17 protein-coding genes are annotated in these 16,118 nt (G+C 58.6%); 14 read left to right on the top strand and 3 right to left on the bottom strand.

From position 1 onward, the window contains the following. Window positions 1-4 precede the first annotated feature (4 nt). Together K0P33_RS23605 and K0P33_RS23610 are read right to left on the bottom strand one after the other, a co-directional pair. Entirely contained in the window at window positions 5-979 is a 975-nt protein-coding gene (locus K0P33_RS23605) for a glycosyltransferase family 2 protein (protein ID WP_242151781.1), read from the bottom strand. Window positions 980-1,694: 715 nt separating this feature from the next. Next, window positions 1,695-2,555, bottom strand: a complete 861-nt coding sequence (locus K0P33_RS23610; protein WP_242151784.1) for a DMT family transporter — start codon at window positions 2,553-2,555, stop codon at window positions 1,695-1,697. A 421-nt stretch (window positions 2,556-2,976) separates the two neighbouring features. Between K0P33_RS23610 and K0P33_RS23615 the strand changes: the two genes are divergently transcribed. After that, on the top strand, window positions 2,977-3,768 hold the full coding sequence (locus tag K0P33_RS23615; RefSeq protein ID WP_242151786.1) for a CPBP family intramembrane glutamic endopeptidase: 792 nt from the start codon (window positions 2,977-2,979) through the stop codon (window positions 3,766-3,768). A gap of 73 nt (window positions 3,769-3,841) precedes the next feature. Then, the gene (locus tag K0P33_RS23620; RefSeq protein WP_094949616.1) at window positions 3,842-5,407 is read left to right on the top strand and encodes a PAS domain-containing methyl-accepting chemotaxis protein; all 1,566 of its coding nucleotides are present in this window, start codon (window positions 3,842-3,844) and stop codon (window positions 5,405-5,407) included. 114 nt (window positions 5,408-5,521) lie between these two features. Here K0P33_RS23620 and K0P33_RS23625 read toward each other — a convergent pair whose 3' ends face one another. Beyond that, window positions 5,522-6,208 (bottom strand): alpha/beta family hydrolase, encoded by a 687-nt coding sequence (locus K0P33_RS23625; protein ID WP_242151788.1) that lies wholly within the window; start codon window positions 6,206-6,208, stop codon window positions 5,522-5,524. A gap of 79 nt (window positions 6,209-6,287) precedes the next feature. Between K0P33_RS23625 and ccoN (K0P33_RS23630) the strand changes: the two genes are divergently transcribed. The 12 genes from ccoN (K0P33_RS23630) (at window position 6,288) to K0P33_RS23685 (ending at window position 16,069) form a co-directional block, all read left to right on the top strand. Beyond that, a complete protein-coding gene (gene ccoN / locus K0P33_RS23630; RefSeq protein WP_094949614.1) occupies window positions 6,288-7,712 on the top strand; it encodes a cytochrome-c oxidase, cbb3-type subunit I in 1,425 nt (474 codons plus the stop codon). 10 nt (window positions 7,713-7,722) lie between these two features. Further along, window positions 7,723-8,331 (top strand): cytochrome-c oxidase, cbb3-type subunit II, encoded by a 609-nt coding sequence (gene ccoO, locus K0P33_RS23635; RefSeq protein ID WP_094949613.1) that lies wholly within the window; start codon window positions 7,723-7,725, stop codon window positions 8,329-8,331. A gap of 3 nt (window positions 8,332-8,334) precedes the next feature. Then, on the top strand, window positions 8,335-8,535 hold the full coding sequence (locus K0P33_RS23640; RefSeq protein WP_094949612.1) for a cbb3-type cytochrome c oxidase subunit 3: 201 nt from the start codon (window positions 8,335-8,337) through the stop codon (window positions 8,533-8,535). Further along, a complete protein-coding gene (gene ccoP / locus K0P33_RS23645) occupies window positions 8,532-9,479 on the top strand; it encodes a cytochrome-c oxidase, cbb3-type subunit III (protein WP_094949611.1) in 948 nt (315 codons plus the stop codon). The genes K0P33_RS23640 and ccoP (K0P33_RS23645) overlap by 4 nt, the downstream gene beginning before the upstream one ends. Before the next feature lie 349 nt (window positions 9,480-9,828). After that, on the top strand, window positions 9,829-11,271 hold the full coding sequence (gene ccoN, locus K0P33_RS23650; protein WP_094949610.1) for a cytochrome-c oxidase, cbb3-type subunit I: 1,443 nt from the start codon (window positions 9,829-9,831) through the stop codon (window positions 11,269-11,271). Further along, on the top strand, window positions 11,271-11,879 hold the full coding sequence (gene ccoO, locus K0P33_RS23655; RefSeq protein WP_003193167.1) for a cytochrome-c oxidase, cbb3-type subunit II: 609 nt from the start codon (window positions 11,271-11,273) through the stop codon (window positions 11,877-11,879). Before ccoN (K0P33_RS23650) ends, ccoO (K0P33_RS23655) begins: the two co-directional genes overlap by 1 nt. Before the next feature lie 5 nt (window positions 11,880-11,884). Next, complete coding sequence (locus tag K0P33_RS23660) at window positions 11,885-12,070, top strand: CcoQ/FixQ family Cbb3-type cytochrome c oxidase assembly chaperone (protein ID WP_003183474.1); 186 nt, start codon at window positions 11,885-11,887, stop codon at window positions 12,068-12,070. Further along, complete coding sequence (gene ccoP, locus K0P33_RS23665) at window positions 12,067-13,053, top strand: cytochrome-c oxidase, cbb3-type subunit III (RefSeq protein WP_242151791.1); 987 nt, start codon at window positions 12,067-12,069, stop codon at window positions 13,051-13,053. The genes K0P33_RS23660 and ccoP (K0P33_RS23665) overlap by 4 nt, the downstream gene beginning before the upstream one ends. A 157-nt stretch (window positions 13,054-13,210) precedes the next feature. Continuing rightward, on the top strand, window positions 13,211-13,465 hold the full coding sequence (locus K0P33_RS23670) for a type II toxin-antitoxin system Phd/YefM family antitoxin (protein WP_016979309.1): 255 nt from the start codon (window positions 13,211-13,213) through the stop codon (window positions 13,463-13,465). Continuing rightward, entirely contained in the window at window positions 13,465-13,875 is a 411-nt protein-coding gene (locus tag K0P33_RS23675) for a type II toxin-antitoxin system VapC family toxin (protein WP_242151795.1), read from the top strand. The genes K0P33_RS23670 and K0P33_RS23675 overlap by 1 nt, the downstream gene beginning before the upstream one ends. 207 nt (window positions 13,876-14,082) lie before the next feature. After that, window positions 14,083-15,498: a cytochrome c oxidase accessory protein CcoG gene (gene ccoG, locus K0P33_RS23680; RefSeq protein ID WP_242151798.1), complete on the top strand. Its 1,416-nt coding sequence runs from the start codon at window positions 14,083-14,085 to the stop codon at window positions 15,496-15,498. Between the two features lie 31 nt (window positions 15,499-15,529). Then, complete coding sequence (locus tag K0P33_RS23685) at window positions 15,530-16,069, top strand: FixH family protein (protein ID WP_242151801.1); 540 nt, start codon at window positions 15,530-15,532, stop codon at window positions 16,067-16,069. Window positions 16,070-16,118: the final 49 nt, after the last annotated feature.

A 16,118-nucleotide genomic window follows, 5' to 3' on the forward strand; every position in this document is an offset into this window, starting at 1 on the left:
TAAGTCAGATCTTTTTTAGTAATGTTGCGAGAGTCAGCCCAAGGTTTCCCATAAAAGTTTGCCGATACAGACCAGCCAACCGGATACCCAGGACGCGTCGAATGAATGTTTGGCCCCTTGCTACCTTGAACCGCACAAGAGTCGCCAGATGCTCCTCACAAAGCCGATGCTCCATGGACTCAAGTGCGCGAATATTCTGCTCATTCCATTCATAGAATCGGCCTTGAAAGACCATGCGCAGGCGAACCAAGCGTGCAGTCCAGCCCGAGTTACTGCCGATCAGGTTCTCACTGTGCTGTCGGTAGAGCATCTTGGGTTCAGGGTCATAGTGTATGACGCCCCCCGCCCCCGAGACCAACTGATAGGCCCACCAATCATGAGCAGGAAGAACCAGGTCCGCCCCTGCCTCGCGCAGCAGGTCGCGAGCAGCCTGATTGAACACCATGGTGTTGCCACCGGCGATACTCTGAACAAGCGCATTGGGGAAACCAGGCGGCAGAAGGAACCGAGGTGAAAACCCTATAGGCTCACCCAGCTCACTGATCAATTGGGTACGCCCGCAATAGAGAGCAGGAACATCCGTGGGAATAGTCTGCAGCCAAGCAAGCGCAACCTCAAGCTTGTCGTCAGTCCAGATGTCGTCTTGGTCTGACCATGCAAAAAAGTCGGCTTCGATATCATCACGGCACGTCAGGGAGAGAAAATTGGCTGCAAAGCCCCTCTTCGGCCCGCCGACAACCTTAAGCCGTTCAGCTCCCCAGCGAGCGCTGTAATCGTTAAGAAGCGACAGCGTTGCGTCATGGGAGCCGTCGTCAGAGACCACCAAGGCCCAATTAGCATATGTCTGCCGCTCAAACGAGTCGAGCTGCTCGGCCAGATAGGATTCGCCGTTGTACGTGCACATCAATACCGCCACTTTTGCGGTGCAAAAATCGTGCGATTCCACAGCAGAAGGACTACGCAATGTATAAATAGACACCAATATTCCTTCGCGGCGAACTTAATACCATGTAGGAAACACGGATACGGGCCCTGAGAAAGACGGAATTATTGCAGCTTTTTTCCGCAGGAACAATCTTACATTACAACCAGTTGTCGGGCCTCAAAACCGCGCACACTTTGACCAGCGCGCACAGCACTACCTAGAGCCGAGCCTTACTGACAGGCTTGAATATATTCGTCGCGAAAGATAAATGTCATTGTGCTACACCCCGCAACCGCTGCGAGCCAACCACTGAGGTGGCCCTGCCTATCAAACCCTGATGAGCGCCGAAGACACTCCACTCATGCGAAAGTTCATTAAACATATTCAGTAACGGAGTTCGAAATATCCACATAGTGGTGCGTCATATTATTGCAATTGTGAAGGCACCCTCCCCTGCGGCACGGCTGAGTGCTCCAAACCAGAAACACTCAAAGAACCTAACCAAACACTCGAGTAACGCATAGGTTCACCCTCATCATCCTGCCCAATGCGTCACCGCACTTCATTTAAACAAACGAAATTTTCATGCACTTAATCCCCGTCTTGGTGCGATCAAATACGCCAGTGATTAAATCATAAAGTCATTGCATCAAATTGGAGCATGAATGAAGGCCATTAAAAATTATTGACGCTGGCAGCTGTGGCTACACCTCGCCGTGCACTTATTGAGCCCCCCTCGCCCCAAAGCGAAGGAGGGAGGCGCAGATCTCTAGTTTTTACGGAACACGAACACCAACCCAACAATGATCAGCCCCATTCCCAGCACGCTCATAAATGCAAGCCGATTACCAAAAATCAGGTAATCCATCACCGCCGTCACCGCCGGCACCAAGTAAAACAGACTGGTGACATTCACCAGATTGCCCCGAGCGATCAGGCGGTACAGCAACAGTGTCGCCAGCAATGACACCACTAACCCCATCCACAGCACCGGCAGGTAAAAGCTGGCGTTGTTTTCAAAGTGAAATGGCTGGAACGGCACAAACACTGAGCACAGTAATAGCCCGGCGAGGTACTGCACCGGCAGCGTGCCCAAAGGGTTGTCAGTAATGCGCTTCTGCATGATAGAACCAAAGGTCATGCTCGCCAGCGCCAGCAGCCCAAACAACATCCCGGCCATCGACATGCCGGACAGTCCGATGCCTTGGTAAACCACCATGATCAAACCTGCCAACCCCAGGCCCAGGCCGAACATCCGGTTCCAGGAACGCTGGCGCTCCATCAGCACCACGGTGAGGATCGGCTGCACGCCCATGATGGTTGCCATCACACCGGGCGTCACTTTGAGGTCCAGGGCCAGCAAATAGAAAATCTGATAACCCCCCAACAGCACTAGCCCGGTTGCTGCCGCATACAGCATCGGCCTGCCGGGGCGTGGAAGTTTGAGCTTGAGCATCGGTACCAGAACCACTAACCCCGCCAGGGCAATGGCAAAACGGATCAACAGAAAAGCAAAGGGCGAAGCATGGGCCAGGCCCAACTTGGAGAAAATCGCGCCACTGCTCCACAGCAGGACAAACAGGCTCGTCGAGGCCGCCGCGGCCACGGATTGTTTCGAAAGAACAGACATGGATACCACCTGTAATCAGGCAAAAAAGCCAATTCAGCCAAGGCTGAAACTCAGTAGGTTTTTTTCAGGCGGGCAGGAGGGAACAGCGATTCGCTGATCAGCCCGTAATGCCAACACCCGGCGGTGATACGACTGCGTACACCGGCGTGCTACTGACAGGTGGGGGGTAGTGACTGATCTGCGCAGGCTGCTGATTCCCGCACGGCACGACCACAGCGTTGAGCGCTGAATCGAATACCGCTATGCGAGGGGAAGCTGGCATGGGCTGATCTTGTGTGAAGGGATGAACAAGCGACGACTATAACCAGCCGAGATCAAATTTTGCAATCGCTTCACTCAGGTGTTTTGCGTAGCGGAGTTTTCATGCCTGCGAATCACACTGGTCGCTATAATGCCGACCAGTTTTTTCCAAGGATTTCACATGATCGCTCTGCCCTGGCTGTACCTGACCCTTCTTTCCATTGGCTATGTGGTTGCCTTGACTTACGGTCAACTCGGCTTGCTGGCGGCAGTCTCTGTAGCCATGCTGCTGATCGCCGGGTATGCCGTACGCCAGCAACGCAACCCGTGGACACGCTATCTCGGCCACGGGTTGTTCATCGTTTTGGCCTTGGGGTTGGCAATGCACTGGCTGCCGGGCTTCTACAACGGGCGTGGCATTGCGCCCAAGCGCTTCACGCCTGATTCAGTGCCATTTTCAATGTACCTGAACCAGGACAAGCCACTGATTGGCTTCTGGCTACTGCTGGCTTGCCCATGGATCGTGGCGCGGCGTTCGTGGCGCCTGGCAATCTGCGTCACGGCGCTGGCGTTAACTCTGACGGCGATCGCTGCGCTAGGCGGCGCAGCCTTGATGGGGATTATCAGTTGGGCGCCGAAATGGCCGGAGCAGGCCTGGCTATGGGTGCTGAATAACCTGCTGTTGGTGACACTGGTGGAAGAAGCGCTGTTCCGCGGTTACATCCAAGGGGGGCTGAGCCAACGCTTGAAGCACCTGCCCTACGGCGAGAACCTCGCGTTACTGCTGGCTTCGCTGTTATTCGGCTTGGTGCACCTTGGCGCAGGTTGGCAGTGGGTGCTACTGGCGAGCATTGCAGGCGTCGGTTATGGCCTGGCTTATCGCTTTGGCGGACTGGGTGCAGCCATTGCCACGCACTTTGGCCTGAACCTGCTTCACTTCGGGTTGTTTACCTACCCGATGCTGGCCAGCTGATTATTACAAAATTAAGCTAAATAAAAGCCCGCTACGGCCGACAACCCCTGAAAGCCTTGCGGATTGAACAACCATGCGTAATAACCAACCCGTTACCCAGCGCGAACGTACCTTCCCCGCTCAGCAACGGTTGATCTCCACCACAGATGCCAAAGGGGTCATCACCTACTGCAACGACGCGTTTGTCGATATCAGTGGGTTCACCCGTGAAGAACTGATCCGGGCACCGCACAACTTGGTGCGTCACCCGGATGTGCCGCCGGCGGTGTTCGCGCATATGTGGTCCACGCTCAAACAAGGCTTGCCATGGATGGGCATCGTTAAGAACCGCTGCAAGACCGGCGATCACTATTGGGTTAACGCCTATGTGACGCCGGTTTTCGATGGCACCCAGGTGGTCGGCTATGAATCGGTGCGCATCAAGCCCACCGCCGAGCAGATCCGCCGGGCCGAAGCGCTTTATCAACGTATCAACCAAGGCAAGTCGGCTGTTCCTCGGCGTGATAAGTGGCTGCCGGTGTTGCAGGACTGGCTGCCGTTTATCTTGGTCAGCCAGTTGAGCTTCATGATCGGTGCGTCACTCAACTCTCACTGGGGCTTTGCCCTGGCTGCAGGGTTGTCGGTGCCGTTGGGCCTGCTGGGCCTGAGCTGGCAGCAGCGTGGGCTCAAGCGTTTGCTGCGCTTGGCCGAGCAGACCACTTCCGACCCGCTGATCGCGCAGATGTACACCGACAGCCGGGGTGCACAAGCACGCTTGGAGATGTCGATTCTCAGCCAGGAAGCGCGCTTGAAGACCTGCCTTACGCGCTTGCAGGACACTGCTGAACACCTCAACGCCCAAGCGGCGCAGTCCAATACCCTGGCGCATAACAGCTCCAGCGGCCTGGAACGCCAGCGCGTGGAAACCGAGCAGGTGGCCACCGCCGTCAACCAGATGGCGGCGACAACCCAGGAAGTGGCCAGCCATGTGCAGCGCACGGCTGACGCCACCCAGGAAGCCAATCGCCTGACGGGCCGTGGCCGCGATATCGCCGGGGAAACCCGCGAAGCGATCCAGCGGCTGTCGGTTGCCGTGGGTGAAACCGGTGTGACCGTGACCCAACTGGCCAAAGACAGCGACGAAATCGGCGGCGTGGTGGATGTGATCAAGGGCATCGCCGACCAGACCAACCTGCTGGCACTGAACGCCGCCATCGAAGCGGCCCGTGCCGGGGAGATGGGCCGTGGTTTTGCGGTGGTGGCTGACGAAGTTCGCCAACTGGCGCAGCGCACGGCCGAATCGACCGGGCAGATCCATGCCTTGATCGCCAAGCTGCAGCAGACGGCCTCCGTTGCCGTGCAAGCCATGGACGCCGGGCATCGCCAGGCCGAAGAAGGTGTGGCGCGGGTGCTGGAGGCGGATCAGGCGTTGGTAGGCATCAGTGAAGCAGTGGCCAATATCACCGACATGACCACGCAGATTGCCGCTGCCACCGAAGAGCAAAGCGCGGTGGCCGAAGAGATCAGCCGCAATATCAGCACGATTGCGCTGTTGGCGGACCAGACCTCGGAACAGGCGATGAACTCGGCGCAGTTGAGTGAAGAGCTGACGCATACGGCGAATACCCAGTATTCGCTGGTGGAACGTTTTAACCGCTGATACAGATCGTTCCCACGCTCTGCGTGGGAACGCCTCCCGTGACGCCCTGCGTTACGACTTTAGAAGCGGACGCAGAGCGTCCAGGCTGCATTCCAACGCGGAGCGTGGGAATGATCAGTGGAGAAACCCAGCCACTTCCACCGCCGCCGCCTCCAAATGCTGCTCATGCGTGAACCCCGAAGCCTTCAACGGTTTCAAGTCATGATCCCCCGCCACCAGCCACATCACCTCGATGCTCGGCGACAAGTCATAGCCCTGCACCGCCGCCCGATTACCCAGGGCATCGCGCTCGCCCTGTACAATCAACGTCGGCGTCTTCAGCCCGGCCAAGTGCTCGACCCGTGGCTTTTCCGGTTTGCCCACCGCGTAAAACGGATAACCCAGGCACACCAGCCCATCAGCGCCTAACTCATCAGCCAAAATGCTCGCCATCCGCCCGCCCATGGACTTGCCGCCAACGGCCAGTCTACCCGCGACATGACGTCGCACCTCGGCATACACCTCACGCCAGTATTCCAGCAGTTTCGGCGCCGGGTTCGGTGGGCGTTTGCCACCGTCCAAACGGCGTTGAGCCATGTATGGAAACTCGAAGCGCAACACGTTCACGCCATGCCCGGCAAGGCGTGCAGCCATGTCGTTCATAAAGGCTGAGTCCATCGGTGCGCCTGCACCGTGGGCCAGGATCAACGTCACAGGTTCGCGCGCGATAGACCCCGTCGCCGCATCCCACAACCAGCCACGTTCCCGCACACACTGCGCCCATTGATCCCCGTCAATACTGGCCTTGTGCTCTTTGCCCATGCTTGCCTCGCTTTTTAGTCTGCCTATAACTCCAGCCCAAGTGCCGCATTTGCTTGGGTTGAACCGTGGATGGGGAACCATGAACACTACTTTAAGTACCGCCTATAACTACAAGGTGGTCCGCCAATTCGCCATTATGACGGTGGTGTGGGGCATCGTCGGCATGGGGCTCGGGGTTTTTCTCGCCGCTCAATTGGTTTGGCCTGCACTCAACTTCGATTTGCCTTGGACCAGCTTCGGCCGCTTGCGCCCGCTGCACACCAACGCGGTGATCTTCGCCTTCGGCGGCTGCGCGCTGTTCGCCAGCTCGTTTTACTCGGTGCAGCGTACCTGCCAAACACAGCTGTTCGCGCCGAAAATCGCCGCGTTCTGCTTCTGGGGCTGGCAGTTGGTCATCCTGTTGGCCGCGATCAGCTTGCCGCTGGGCTACACCAGTTCCAAGGAATACGCCGAGCTGGAATGGCCGATCGACATCCTGATCACCATCGTCTGGGTTGCCTACGCCATCGTGTTCTTCGGCACGATCATGAAGCGCAACACCAAGCACATCTACGTCGGCAACTGGTTCTTCGGTGCGTTCATCATCACCGTGGCCATCCTGCACATCGTCAACAACTTGGAAATCCCGGTCAGCCTGACCAAGTCCTACTCCCTCTACGGTGGTGCGACAGATGCCATGGTGCAGTGGTGGTATGGGCATAACGCGGTAGGCTTTTTCCTCACCGCCGGCTTCCTTGGCATGATGTATTACTTCGTGCCGAAACAGGCCGAGCGGCCGGTGTATTCCTATCGCTTGTCCATCGTGCACTTCTGGGCGCTGATCACCCTGTACATCTGGGCCGGCCCTCACCACCTGCACTACACCGCGCTGCCCGATTGGGCACAGTCGCTGGGCATGGTGATGTCGCTGGTACTGCTGGCGCCAAGCTGGGGCGGCATGATCAACGGCATGATGACGCTCTCGGGCGCCTGGCATAAGTTGCGCAGCGACCCGATCCTGCGCTTTCTCGTCGTGTCCCTGGCCTTCTACGGCATGTCGACCTTCGAAGGGCCGATGATGGCGATCAAGACGGTCAACGCCCTCTCCCACTACACCGACTGGACCATCGGCCACGTACACGCCGGGGCGCTCGGTTGGGTGGCGATGATTTCCATCGGCGCGCTGTACCACATGATCCCGAAAATCTTCGGCCGCGAGCAGATGTACAGCCTCGGCCTGATCAACGCGCACTTCTGGCTGGCCACCATCGGCACCGTGCTCTACATCGCCTCGATGTGGGTCAACGGCATCGCCCAGGGCCTGATGTGGCGTGCGGTCAACGAGGACGGCACCTTGACCTACTCCTTCGTCGAAACCCTGGTGGCCAGCCACCCAGGCTTCATCGTGCGGCTGGTGGGCGGAGCGATCTTCCTCAGCGGCATGTTCCTGATGGCTTACAACACTTGGCGCACCGTGCGTTCGGCGCAACCCGCTGAAGTCGCCACCGCCGCGCAGATGGCCTGAGGAGTCTGTGATGAAACACGAAACGATTGAAAAGAACGTCGGCCTGCTGATGCTGCTGATGGTGCTCGCCGTGAGCATCGGCGGCCTGACCCAGATCGTCCCGCTGTTCTTCCAGGACGTGACCAACAAACCGGTCGAAGGCATGAAGCCCTACACCGCGCTGCAACTGGAAGGCCGCGACATCTACATCCGCGAAGGCTGCGTACAGTGCCACTCGCAGATGATCCGCCCGTTCCGCGCCGAAACCGAACGCTACGGCCACTACTCGGTCGCCGGCGAAAGCGTGTGGGACCACCCATTCCTGTGGGGCTCCAAGCGCACTGGGCCGGACCTGGCCCGCGTCGGCGCGCGCTACTCGGACGACTGGCACCGCGCGCATTTGTACAACCCGCGCAACGTGGTGCCGGAGTCGAAAATGCCGGCGTACCCATGGCTGGTCACCGCGCAGGTCGACAACAGCCACACCGAGACCAAGTTGAAAGTGATGCGTACCCTCGGCGTGCCGTACACCGACGACGACATCAGTGGCGCCGTCGCCAGCCTCAAGGGCAAGACCGAGATGGACGCGCTGGTTGCGTACCTGCAAGTGCTCGGCACTGCCATCAAGAGCAAGAGGTGAGCCATGGGATTTGAATTCGATGCAGGCACCATCCGCGGCCTTGGCACGCTGGTGGTCGCCATCGCTTTTATCGGCCTGTCGCTGTGGGTGTTCAACAACCGGCGCAATGAGGAATTCGAGCAGGCCCGCCTGCTGCCCTTCGCCGATGAACCTTCTCCATCCGACGCTCAAGAAGAGCCTGTAACAAGGAGCACTCGCCCATGACTACCTTCTGGAGTACATGGATCTGCGTATTGACCCTCGGCAGCCTGATCGGCCTGACCTGGCTATTGGTCGGCACCCGCAAGGGCGAGACCAAGGGCAGCGTCGACCAGACCATGGGCCACGCCTTCGATGGCATTGAGGAATACGACAACCCGCTGCCGCAGTGGTGGTTCATGTTGTTCGCCGGCACGTTGGTGTTTGCCGTTGGCTACCTGATCCTCTACCCGGGCCTGGGCAACTGGAAAGGCGTGTTGCCGGGCTATGAAGACGGCTGGACCTCGGCCAAGGAATGGGACAAGGAAATGGCCAAGGCCGATACCAAGTTCGGGCCGATCTTCGCCAAATTCGCGGCCATGCCGGTGGAAGAAGTCGCCAAAGACCCGCAAGCGCTGAAAATGGGTGGCCGCCTGTTTGCCTCCAACTGCGCGGTGTGCCACGGCTCGGATGCCAAGGGCGCCTACGGTTTCCCAAACCTGGCGGACAACATCTGGCGCTGGGGCGGTTCGGCGCAAGCAATCAAGACGACCATCCTCAATGGTCGCCACGCGGCAATGCCCGCCTGGGGTGAAATACTGGGCGAAGACGGTGTGAAGAACGTCGCCGCCTTTGTGCGTCACGACCTGGCCAAGCTGCCATTACCCGCCGACAGCACCGCCGATCTGGCGGCCGGTCAAGCCGCTTTCAACACCACCTGCGTCGCCTGCCACGGCCCACAAGGCCACGGCATGGAAGCGATGGGCTCGCCGAACCTGACCGAGCCCGCCGGTTTCATTTACGGCACCAGCCTGGCGCAACTGCAGCAGACCATCCGCCACGGCCGCCAAGGCCAGATGCCAGCGCAGGAAGTGCTGCAAGGCAATGACAAGGTGCACCTGCTCGCAGCCTATGTTTACAGCCTGTCCCACAACGCTGATGGCGCAACGCCAGAAAGCCAACCGCAGTAACCGGTGACTGCCGCCCCAATGTGGGGCGGCAGCACTACCTTTCTAAGCGACCAAGTGTCGCACCCTTCCCGACATCCACTTTCCCCTCCTGCCATTCGGGTCTACGCTTGCCCAACAGCGGGCCGGTTTTGGCGCACGTAGCTGCTGGCGTTGCGACCTGAAATTTTTCCTGTCTACTCGATCAGCTTTTTATTTCTGGTTTTGTCCTTACACCAAACATGGAAAGGGCGCAGAATCTGGCGTGGAACGTATTGATACAGGTCAGCCATTGCGTTGCAATGACCCCTCGCTTTCTACATACTTGCGGCCGATTTTACCTATAAAAAAACCTAAACCGTGGAACCTTAGAATGAGCACAGCAATCAGTCCGACTGCTTATAACTATAAGGTAGTCCGCCAGTTCGCCATCATGACGGTGGTCTGGGGGATCCTTGGCATGGGGCTCGGGGTGTTCATCGCCTCGCAATTGGTTTGGCCGGAGTTGAATTTCGGTTTGCCATGGACGACCTTCGGCCGCCTGCGCCCGCTGCACACCAACCTGGTGATTTTTGCCTTCGGTGGCTGTGCGTTGTTTGCCACCTCCTACTATGTCGTGCAGCGAACCTGCCAGACGCGACTGATCTCCGATGGCCTGGCCGCCTTCACCTTCTGGGGCTGGCAAGCCGTGATCCTCGGCGCCATCATCACCCTGCCGCTGGGCTACACCACCACCAAGGAATACGCCGAGCTGGAATGGCCGATCGCGATTTTGCTCGCTATCGTCTGGGTGACCTACGCCGTGGTGTTCTTCGGCACTATCGTCAAGCGCAAGACCAAGCACATTTATGTGGGCAACTGGTTCTACGGTGCCTTCATCCTGGTCACGGCGATGCTGCACATCGTCAACCACGCGTCGTTGCCGGTCAGCCTATTCAAGTCCTACTCGGCCTACGCCGGGGCGACGGACGCAATGATTCAGTGGTGGTACGGCCACAACGCCGTGGGCTTCTTCCTCACCACCGGCTTCCTGGGGATGATGTATTACTTCGTGCCCAAACAGGCCGAGCGTCCGATCTACTCGTATCGCCTGTCCATCGTGCACTTCTGGGCGCTGATCACCCTGTACATCTGGGCCGGCCCTCACCACTTGCACTACACCGCGCTGCCCGATTGGGCCCAGTCGCTGGGCATGGCGATGTCGATCATCCTGCTGGCCCCAAGCTGGGGCGGCATGATCAACGGCATGATGACCCTGTCGGGCGCCTGGCATAAATTGCGCACCGACCCGATCCTGCGTTTCCTGGTGGTGTCGCTGGCGTTCTACGGCATGTCGACCTTTGAAGGGCCGATGATGGCGATCAAGACCGTCAACTCGCTGTCCCACTACACCGACTGGACCATCGGCCACGTCCACGCCGGCGCTCTGGGTTGGGTGGCGATGATCTCCATCGGCGCGCTGTACCACATGATCCCTAAACTGTTCGGCCGTGCGCAGATGCACAGCGTCGGGCTGATCAATGCGCACTTCTGGCTGGCCACCATCGGCACCGTGCTCTACATCGCCTCGATGTGGGTCAACGGCATCACCCAAGGCCTGATGTGGCGTGCGATCAACGATGACGGCACCCTCACCTACTCCTTCGTCGAAGCGCTGCAAGCCAGTCACCCGGGCTACATCGTCCGCGCCATCGGTGGTGCATTCTTTGCCAGCGGCATGCTGTTCATGGCCTACAACGTGTGGCGCACCGTGCGTGCCTCCGACCCTGTAGAGGCTGAAGCCGCCGCCAAGATCGCCGTTGTGGGAGCTCACTGATGAAGCATGAAGTAGTCGAGAAGAATATCGGCCTGCTGGCCTTCTTCATGGTTATCGCCGTGAGTATCGGCGGCCTGACCCAGATCGTTCCGCTGTTTTTCCAGGACGTGACCAACAAGCCGGTCGAAGGCATGAAGCCGCGCACCGCGCTTGAACTGGAAGGCCGCGACGTCTACATCGCCAACGGTTGCGTGGGCTGCCACTCGCAGATGATCCGCCCGTTCCGCGCCGAAACCGAACGCTACGGCCACTACTCGGTCGCCGGTGAAAGTGTGTGGGACCACCCGTTCCTGTGGGGTTCCAAACGTACCGGCCCGGACTTGGCCCGTGTCGGCGGGCGTTATTCCGATGACTGGCAGCGTGCGCACTTGTACAACCCGCGCAACGTGGTGCCGGAGTCGAAAATGCCGGCGTACCCGTTCCTCGTGGAAAACAAGCTCGACGGCAAGGACACCGCGAAGAAGATGGAAGTCTTGCGCACGCTGGGCGTGCCCTACACCGACGAAGACATCGCCGGTGCAGCCGCAGCCGTCAAGGGCAAGACCGAAATGGACGCATTGGTGGCCTACCTGCAAGGCCTTGGCACCATCATCAAAAGCAAACGGTGACCTACATGGATATCGGGATGATTCGTGGCCTGGGCACCGTTGTGGTGATGGTGGCCTTTATCGGCCTGGCACTGTGGGTGTTCAGCCCAAAGCGCAAGTCGGAGTTTGACGACGCAACCCTGTTGCCCTTTGCGGATGACCCCGAAGCCATCAAGCACGTCGAGCAAGCGTCTAGGAGTAACAAAGAATGACTACGTTCTGGAGTCTGTACGTCACAGTCCTCAGTCTGGGTACCATCTTCGCCCTGACCTGGCTGCTGCTGTCGACCCGCAAGGGCCAGCGCACCGAACAAACGGACGAGACCGTCGGCCACTCGTTCGACGGCATCGAGGAGTACGACAACCCGCTGCCAAAATGGTGGTTCATGCTGTTCGTCGGCACCATCATTTTCGCCCTCGGCTACCTGGTGCTGTACCCAGGCTTGGGCAACTGGAAAGGCCTGCTGCCGGGCTACAACTACCTCGACAATGACAAGCAAACGGCCTTCGCCAACGGCCAGACCGGCTGGACCGGCTGGACCGGCGTGCACGAGTGGGAAAAGGAAATGGCCAAGTCGGACGCCAAGTTCGGGCCGATCTTCGCCAAGTTCGCCTCGATGCCGATTGAAGAAGTCGCCAAGGACCCGAAAGCCTTGAAGATGGGTGGCCGCCTGTTCGCCTCCAACTGCTCGGTGTGCCACGGTTCCGACGCCAAGGGCGCCTACGGCTTCCCCAACCTGACCGATGCCGACTGGCGCTGGGGCGGTGAACCCGCGACCATCAAGGAAACCATCATGAAAGGCCGCCACGCGGTGATGCCGGCCTGGGCCGAAGTCATTGGCGAGCAAGGCGTGGCCGACGTGTCAGCCTTTGTGCTGACCAACCTCGACGGCCGCAAACTGCCGGAAGGTGCCAAGGCCGATGTGGCCAACGGCGCGAAACTCTTCGCCGCCAACTGCGTGGCCTGCCACCGCCCTGCCGGTAAAGGCACACCCGCGATGGGCGCACCCGACCTGACACACCCGGGCGCATTCATCTACGGCTCGAGCTTCGCGCAACTGCAGCAGACCATTCGTTACGGCCGTCAGGGTCAGATGCCTGCGCAGGAGTTGTTGCAGGGCAATGACAAGGTGCACTTGCTGGCGGCGTATGTTTACAGCTTGTCCCATGGCGATAAGCAAGCTGAGGAGCAGTAAGGCCTCGGCAACGAAAAAGCCCCGCATTGCGGGGCTTTTTCGTTTCTAACGCCTGAGCGATTCAATGGACGCATGACCGCTGGTAACGACGAGCTTGATGCCTGCCATCGGCAAGTAGTAACGTAACTACATATAGCCTGCCGAAGGGGGATTCCCCATGACCATCACCACCATTTCCAGCCGTGAATTCAATCAAGACACAAGCGGTGCCAAAAAAGCCGCCCGTCAGGGGCCGGTTTTTATCACCGACCGCGGCAAGCCTGCCCATGTACTGCTAAGCATTGAGGACTACCAGAAACTGACAGGCCTCAACGCCGACATCGTTGACCTGTTGGTGATGCCAGAAGCGGCCGAAATCGACTTCGAAACCGAACGCGCCGTGATCACTCATCGACCCGTGGACCTCTCTTGATGTATCTACTCGACACCAACGTAATCTCTGAACTTCGTAAACCCCAGGCCGACGCAAACGTGGTCGCCTGGGCCAAAAGCGTCATTGCGCTGCGTATGTTTATCTCCGCGATTACGCTTAAAGAATTGGAAACCGGGGTACTGCGCATGGAGCGCAAAGACCCGGCCCAGGGAAAGGTTTTGCGTACCTGGCTCAAGCGTCATGTCCTGCCGGCATTCGATGCCAGAATCCTGCCGGTCGATGCCGCAGTCGCTTTGCGTTGCGCCCATCTGCATGTGCCAGACCAGGCGAATGAACGTGATGCGCTGATTGCTGCCACTGCTCTGGTTCATGGACTTACTGTCGTCACGCGCAATGTCAGTGACTTCAAATCGAGCGGCGTTCCATTGCTTAATCCGTGGGGCGAATGACCAGCCTGCGCGCAAAAACCAGCCATACTTCACAAGTCAATTGATCCACGTCACCTACACCATCAATTGATTTCCCCCAACGCGACCAAAGGTCGCACCCTTTCAGCAGTATCAGGGGCGTATCATTACGCCACTGCAACAGCCTATTTTTGACCCCGGTTGGCACGTACTGGCCGAGGCAAATCTCCACCGCCGTGGGATGCAATGATGAGCAACCAAATACCGGTACATGACGTTACCCCGCCTGCCAAAAACTCGAGCCAATCCGTCGACCTCTATGCGTCGCGAGAGAAGATCTACACCCGTGCCTTCACCGGCCTGTTCCGCAATTTACGCATGCTCGGTGGCGCTGGCTTATTCCTGCTCTACTTCGGCACTGTGTGGCTGAACTGGGGTGGCCATCAGGCCGTGTGGTGGAACCTGCCGGAGCGTAAATTCTTTATTTTTGGCGCGACTTTCTGGCCCCAGGATTTCATTCTGCTGTCGGGCATTCTCATCGTCGCTGCCTTTGGCCTGTTCTTTATCACGGTGTACGCCGGGCGCGTATGGTGTGGCTATACCTGCCCACAAAGCGTGTGGACCTGGATCTTCATGTGGTGCGAAAAGGTCACCGAAGGCGACCGTAACCAGCGCATCAAGCTGGATAAAGCGCCGATGGGCGCGAATAAATTCCTGCGCAAATTCAGCAAGCACACGCTGTGGTTGTTGATCGGGTTTGTCACCGGCATGACCTTCGTCGGCTACTTCTCGCCGATCCGTGAATTGGTGTTCGATTTCTTCACCGGCCAGGCCGATGGCTGGTCGTATTTCTGGGTCGGTTTTTTCACCCTCGCCACCTATGGCAACGCCGGCTGGCTGCGCGAACAGGTGTGCATCTACATGTGCCCGTATGCCCGGTTCCAAAGCGTGATGTTCGACAAAGACACCTTGATCGTGTCCTACGACCCGCGCCGTGGTGAGGTGCGGGGCCCGCGCAAAAAAGGCATCGACTACAAAGCCCAAGGCCTGGGCGATTGCATCGATTGCACGATGTGCGTGCAGGTGTGCCCCACCGGTATCGACATCCGCGACGGCCTGCAAATCGAGTGCATTGGCTGCGCCGCGTGTATCGACGCCTGCGACAACATCATGGACAAGATGGACTACCCGCGCGGCCTGATCAGCTACACCACCGAGCACAACCTTTCCGGGCAGAAAACCCACAAGCTACGCCCGCGCCTGATCGGTTATGCGTTGGTGTTGCTGGCGATGATCAGCTTGTTGGCCGGCGCATTTTTCATGCGCTCACTGGTGGGCTTTGATGTGAGCAAGGACCGTGTGCTGTACCGCGAAAACGCCGAAGGCCGGATCGAAAACGTCTACAGCCTGAAGATCATGAACAAGGACCAGCGCGACCACACCTACGTGCTAGACGCCTCGGGCCTGCCGGACCTCAAGCTGCAAGGCCGTCGCGAGATCAAGGTCGCCGCCGGAGAAATCTTCAGCATGCCGGTGGAGCTTTCCAGCGCACCGGAACAATTACCGTCGAGCACCAACGAGGTGCAATTCATCCTCAGGGATGCCGACGACGACAGCGTCCACATTGAAGCCAAGAGCCGATTCATCGGCCCCCAGGTTCGTTAATAAAAAACTCCGTTAACTAGAGAGCACAACAATGCCCGCAGCCACTGCCGAAAGCCCTTGGTACAAACACCTCTGGCCTTGGATCATCATTGGGATCCTGGCCTGCTCGGTGACCTTGACCTTGTCCATGGTGACCATTGCAGTGAAGAACCCGGACAACCTGGTCAACGACAACTACTACGAGGCCGGCAAAGGTATCAACCGCTCTCTGGACCGCGAGCTGTTGGCCCAGACCCTGCAACTGCGCGCCAAGGTGCACCTGGACGAGTTGACCGGTGAAGTCGAATTGCACCTGACCGGCAACAGCAACCCGTCGACCCTGGAGCTGAACCTGATTTCCCCGACCCAGCCAGAGAAGGATCGCAAGATCAACCTGGCCCGCAGTGACAGCGAACCCGGCCGCTACATCGGCCAGGTCACCGACAAAGTCGAAGGTCGGCGCTTCGTGGAACTGCTCGGTGTCGAGGGCGATAGAACCTGGCGCATGTTCGAAGAAGAACAGGTCAGCCACGACAAGGACTTGCTGCTGGGTGATGAGCCGTTGCAGGGCGCTGAAGACCTGAAGAATTAAACAGCCTGCGCTTAGATCGTTCCCACGCTCTGCGTGGGAATGCAGCCCG

It is taken from the genome of Pseudomonas sp. ArH3a (assembly GCF_022648765.1).
GTDB lineage: Bacteria > Pseudomonadota > Gammaproteobacteria > Pseudomonadales > Pseudomonadaceae > Aquipseudomonas.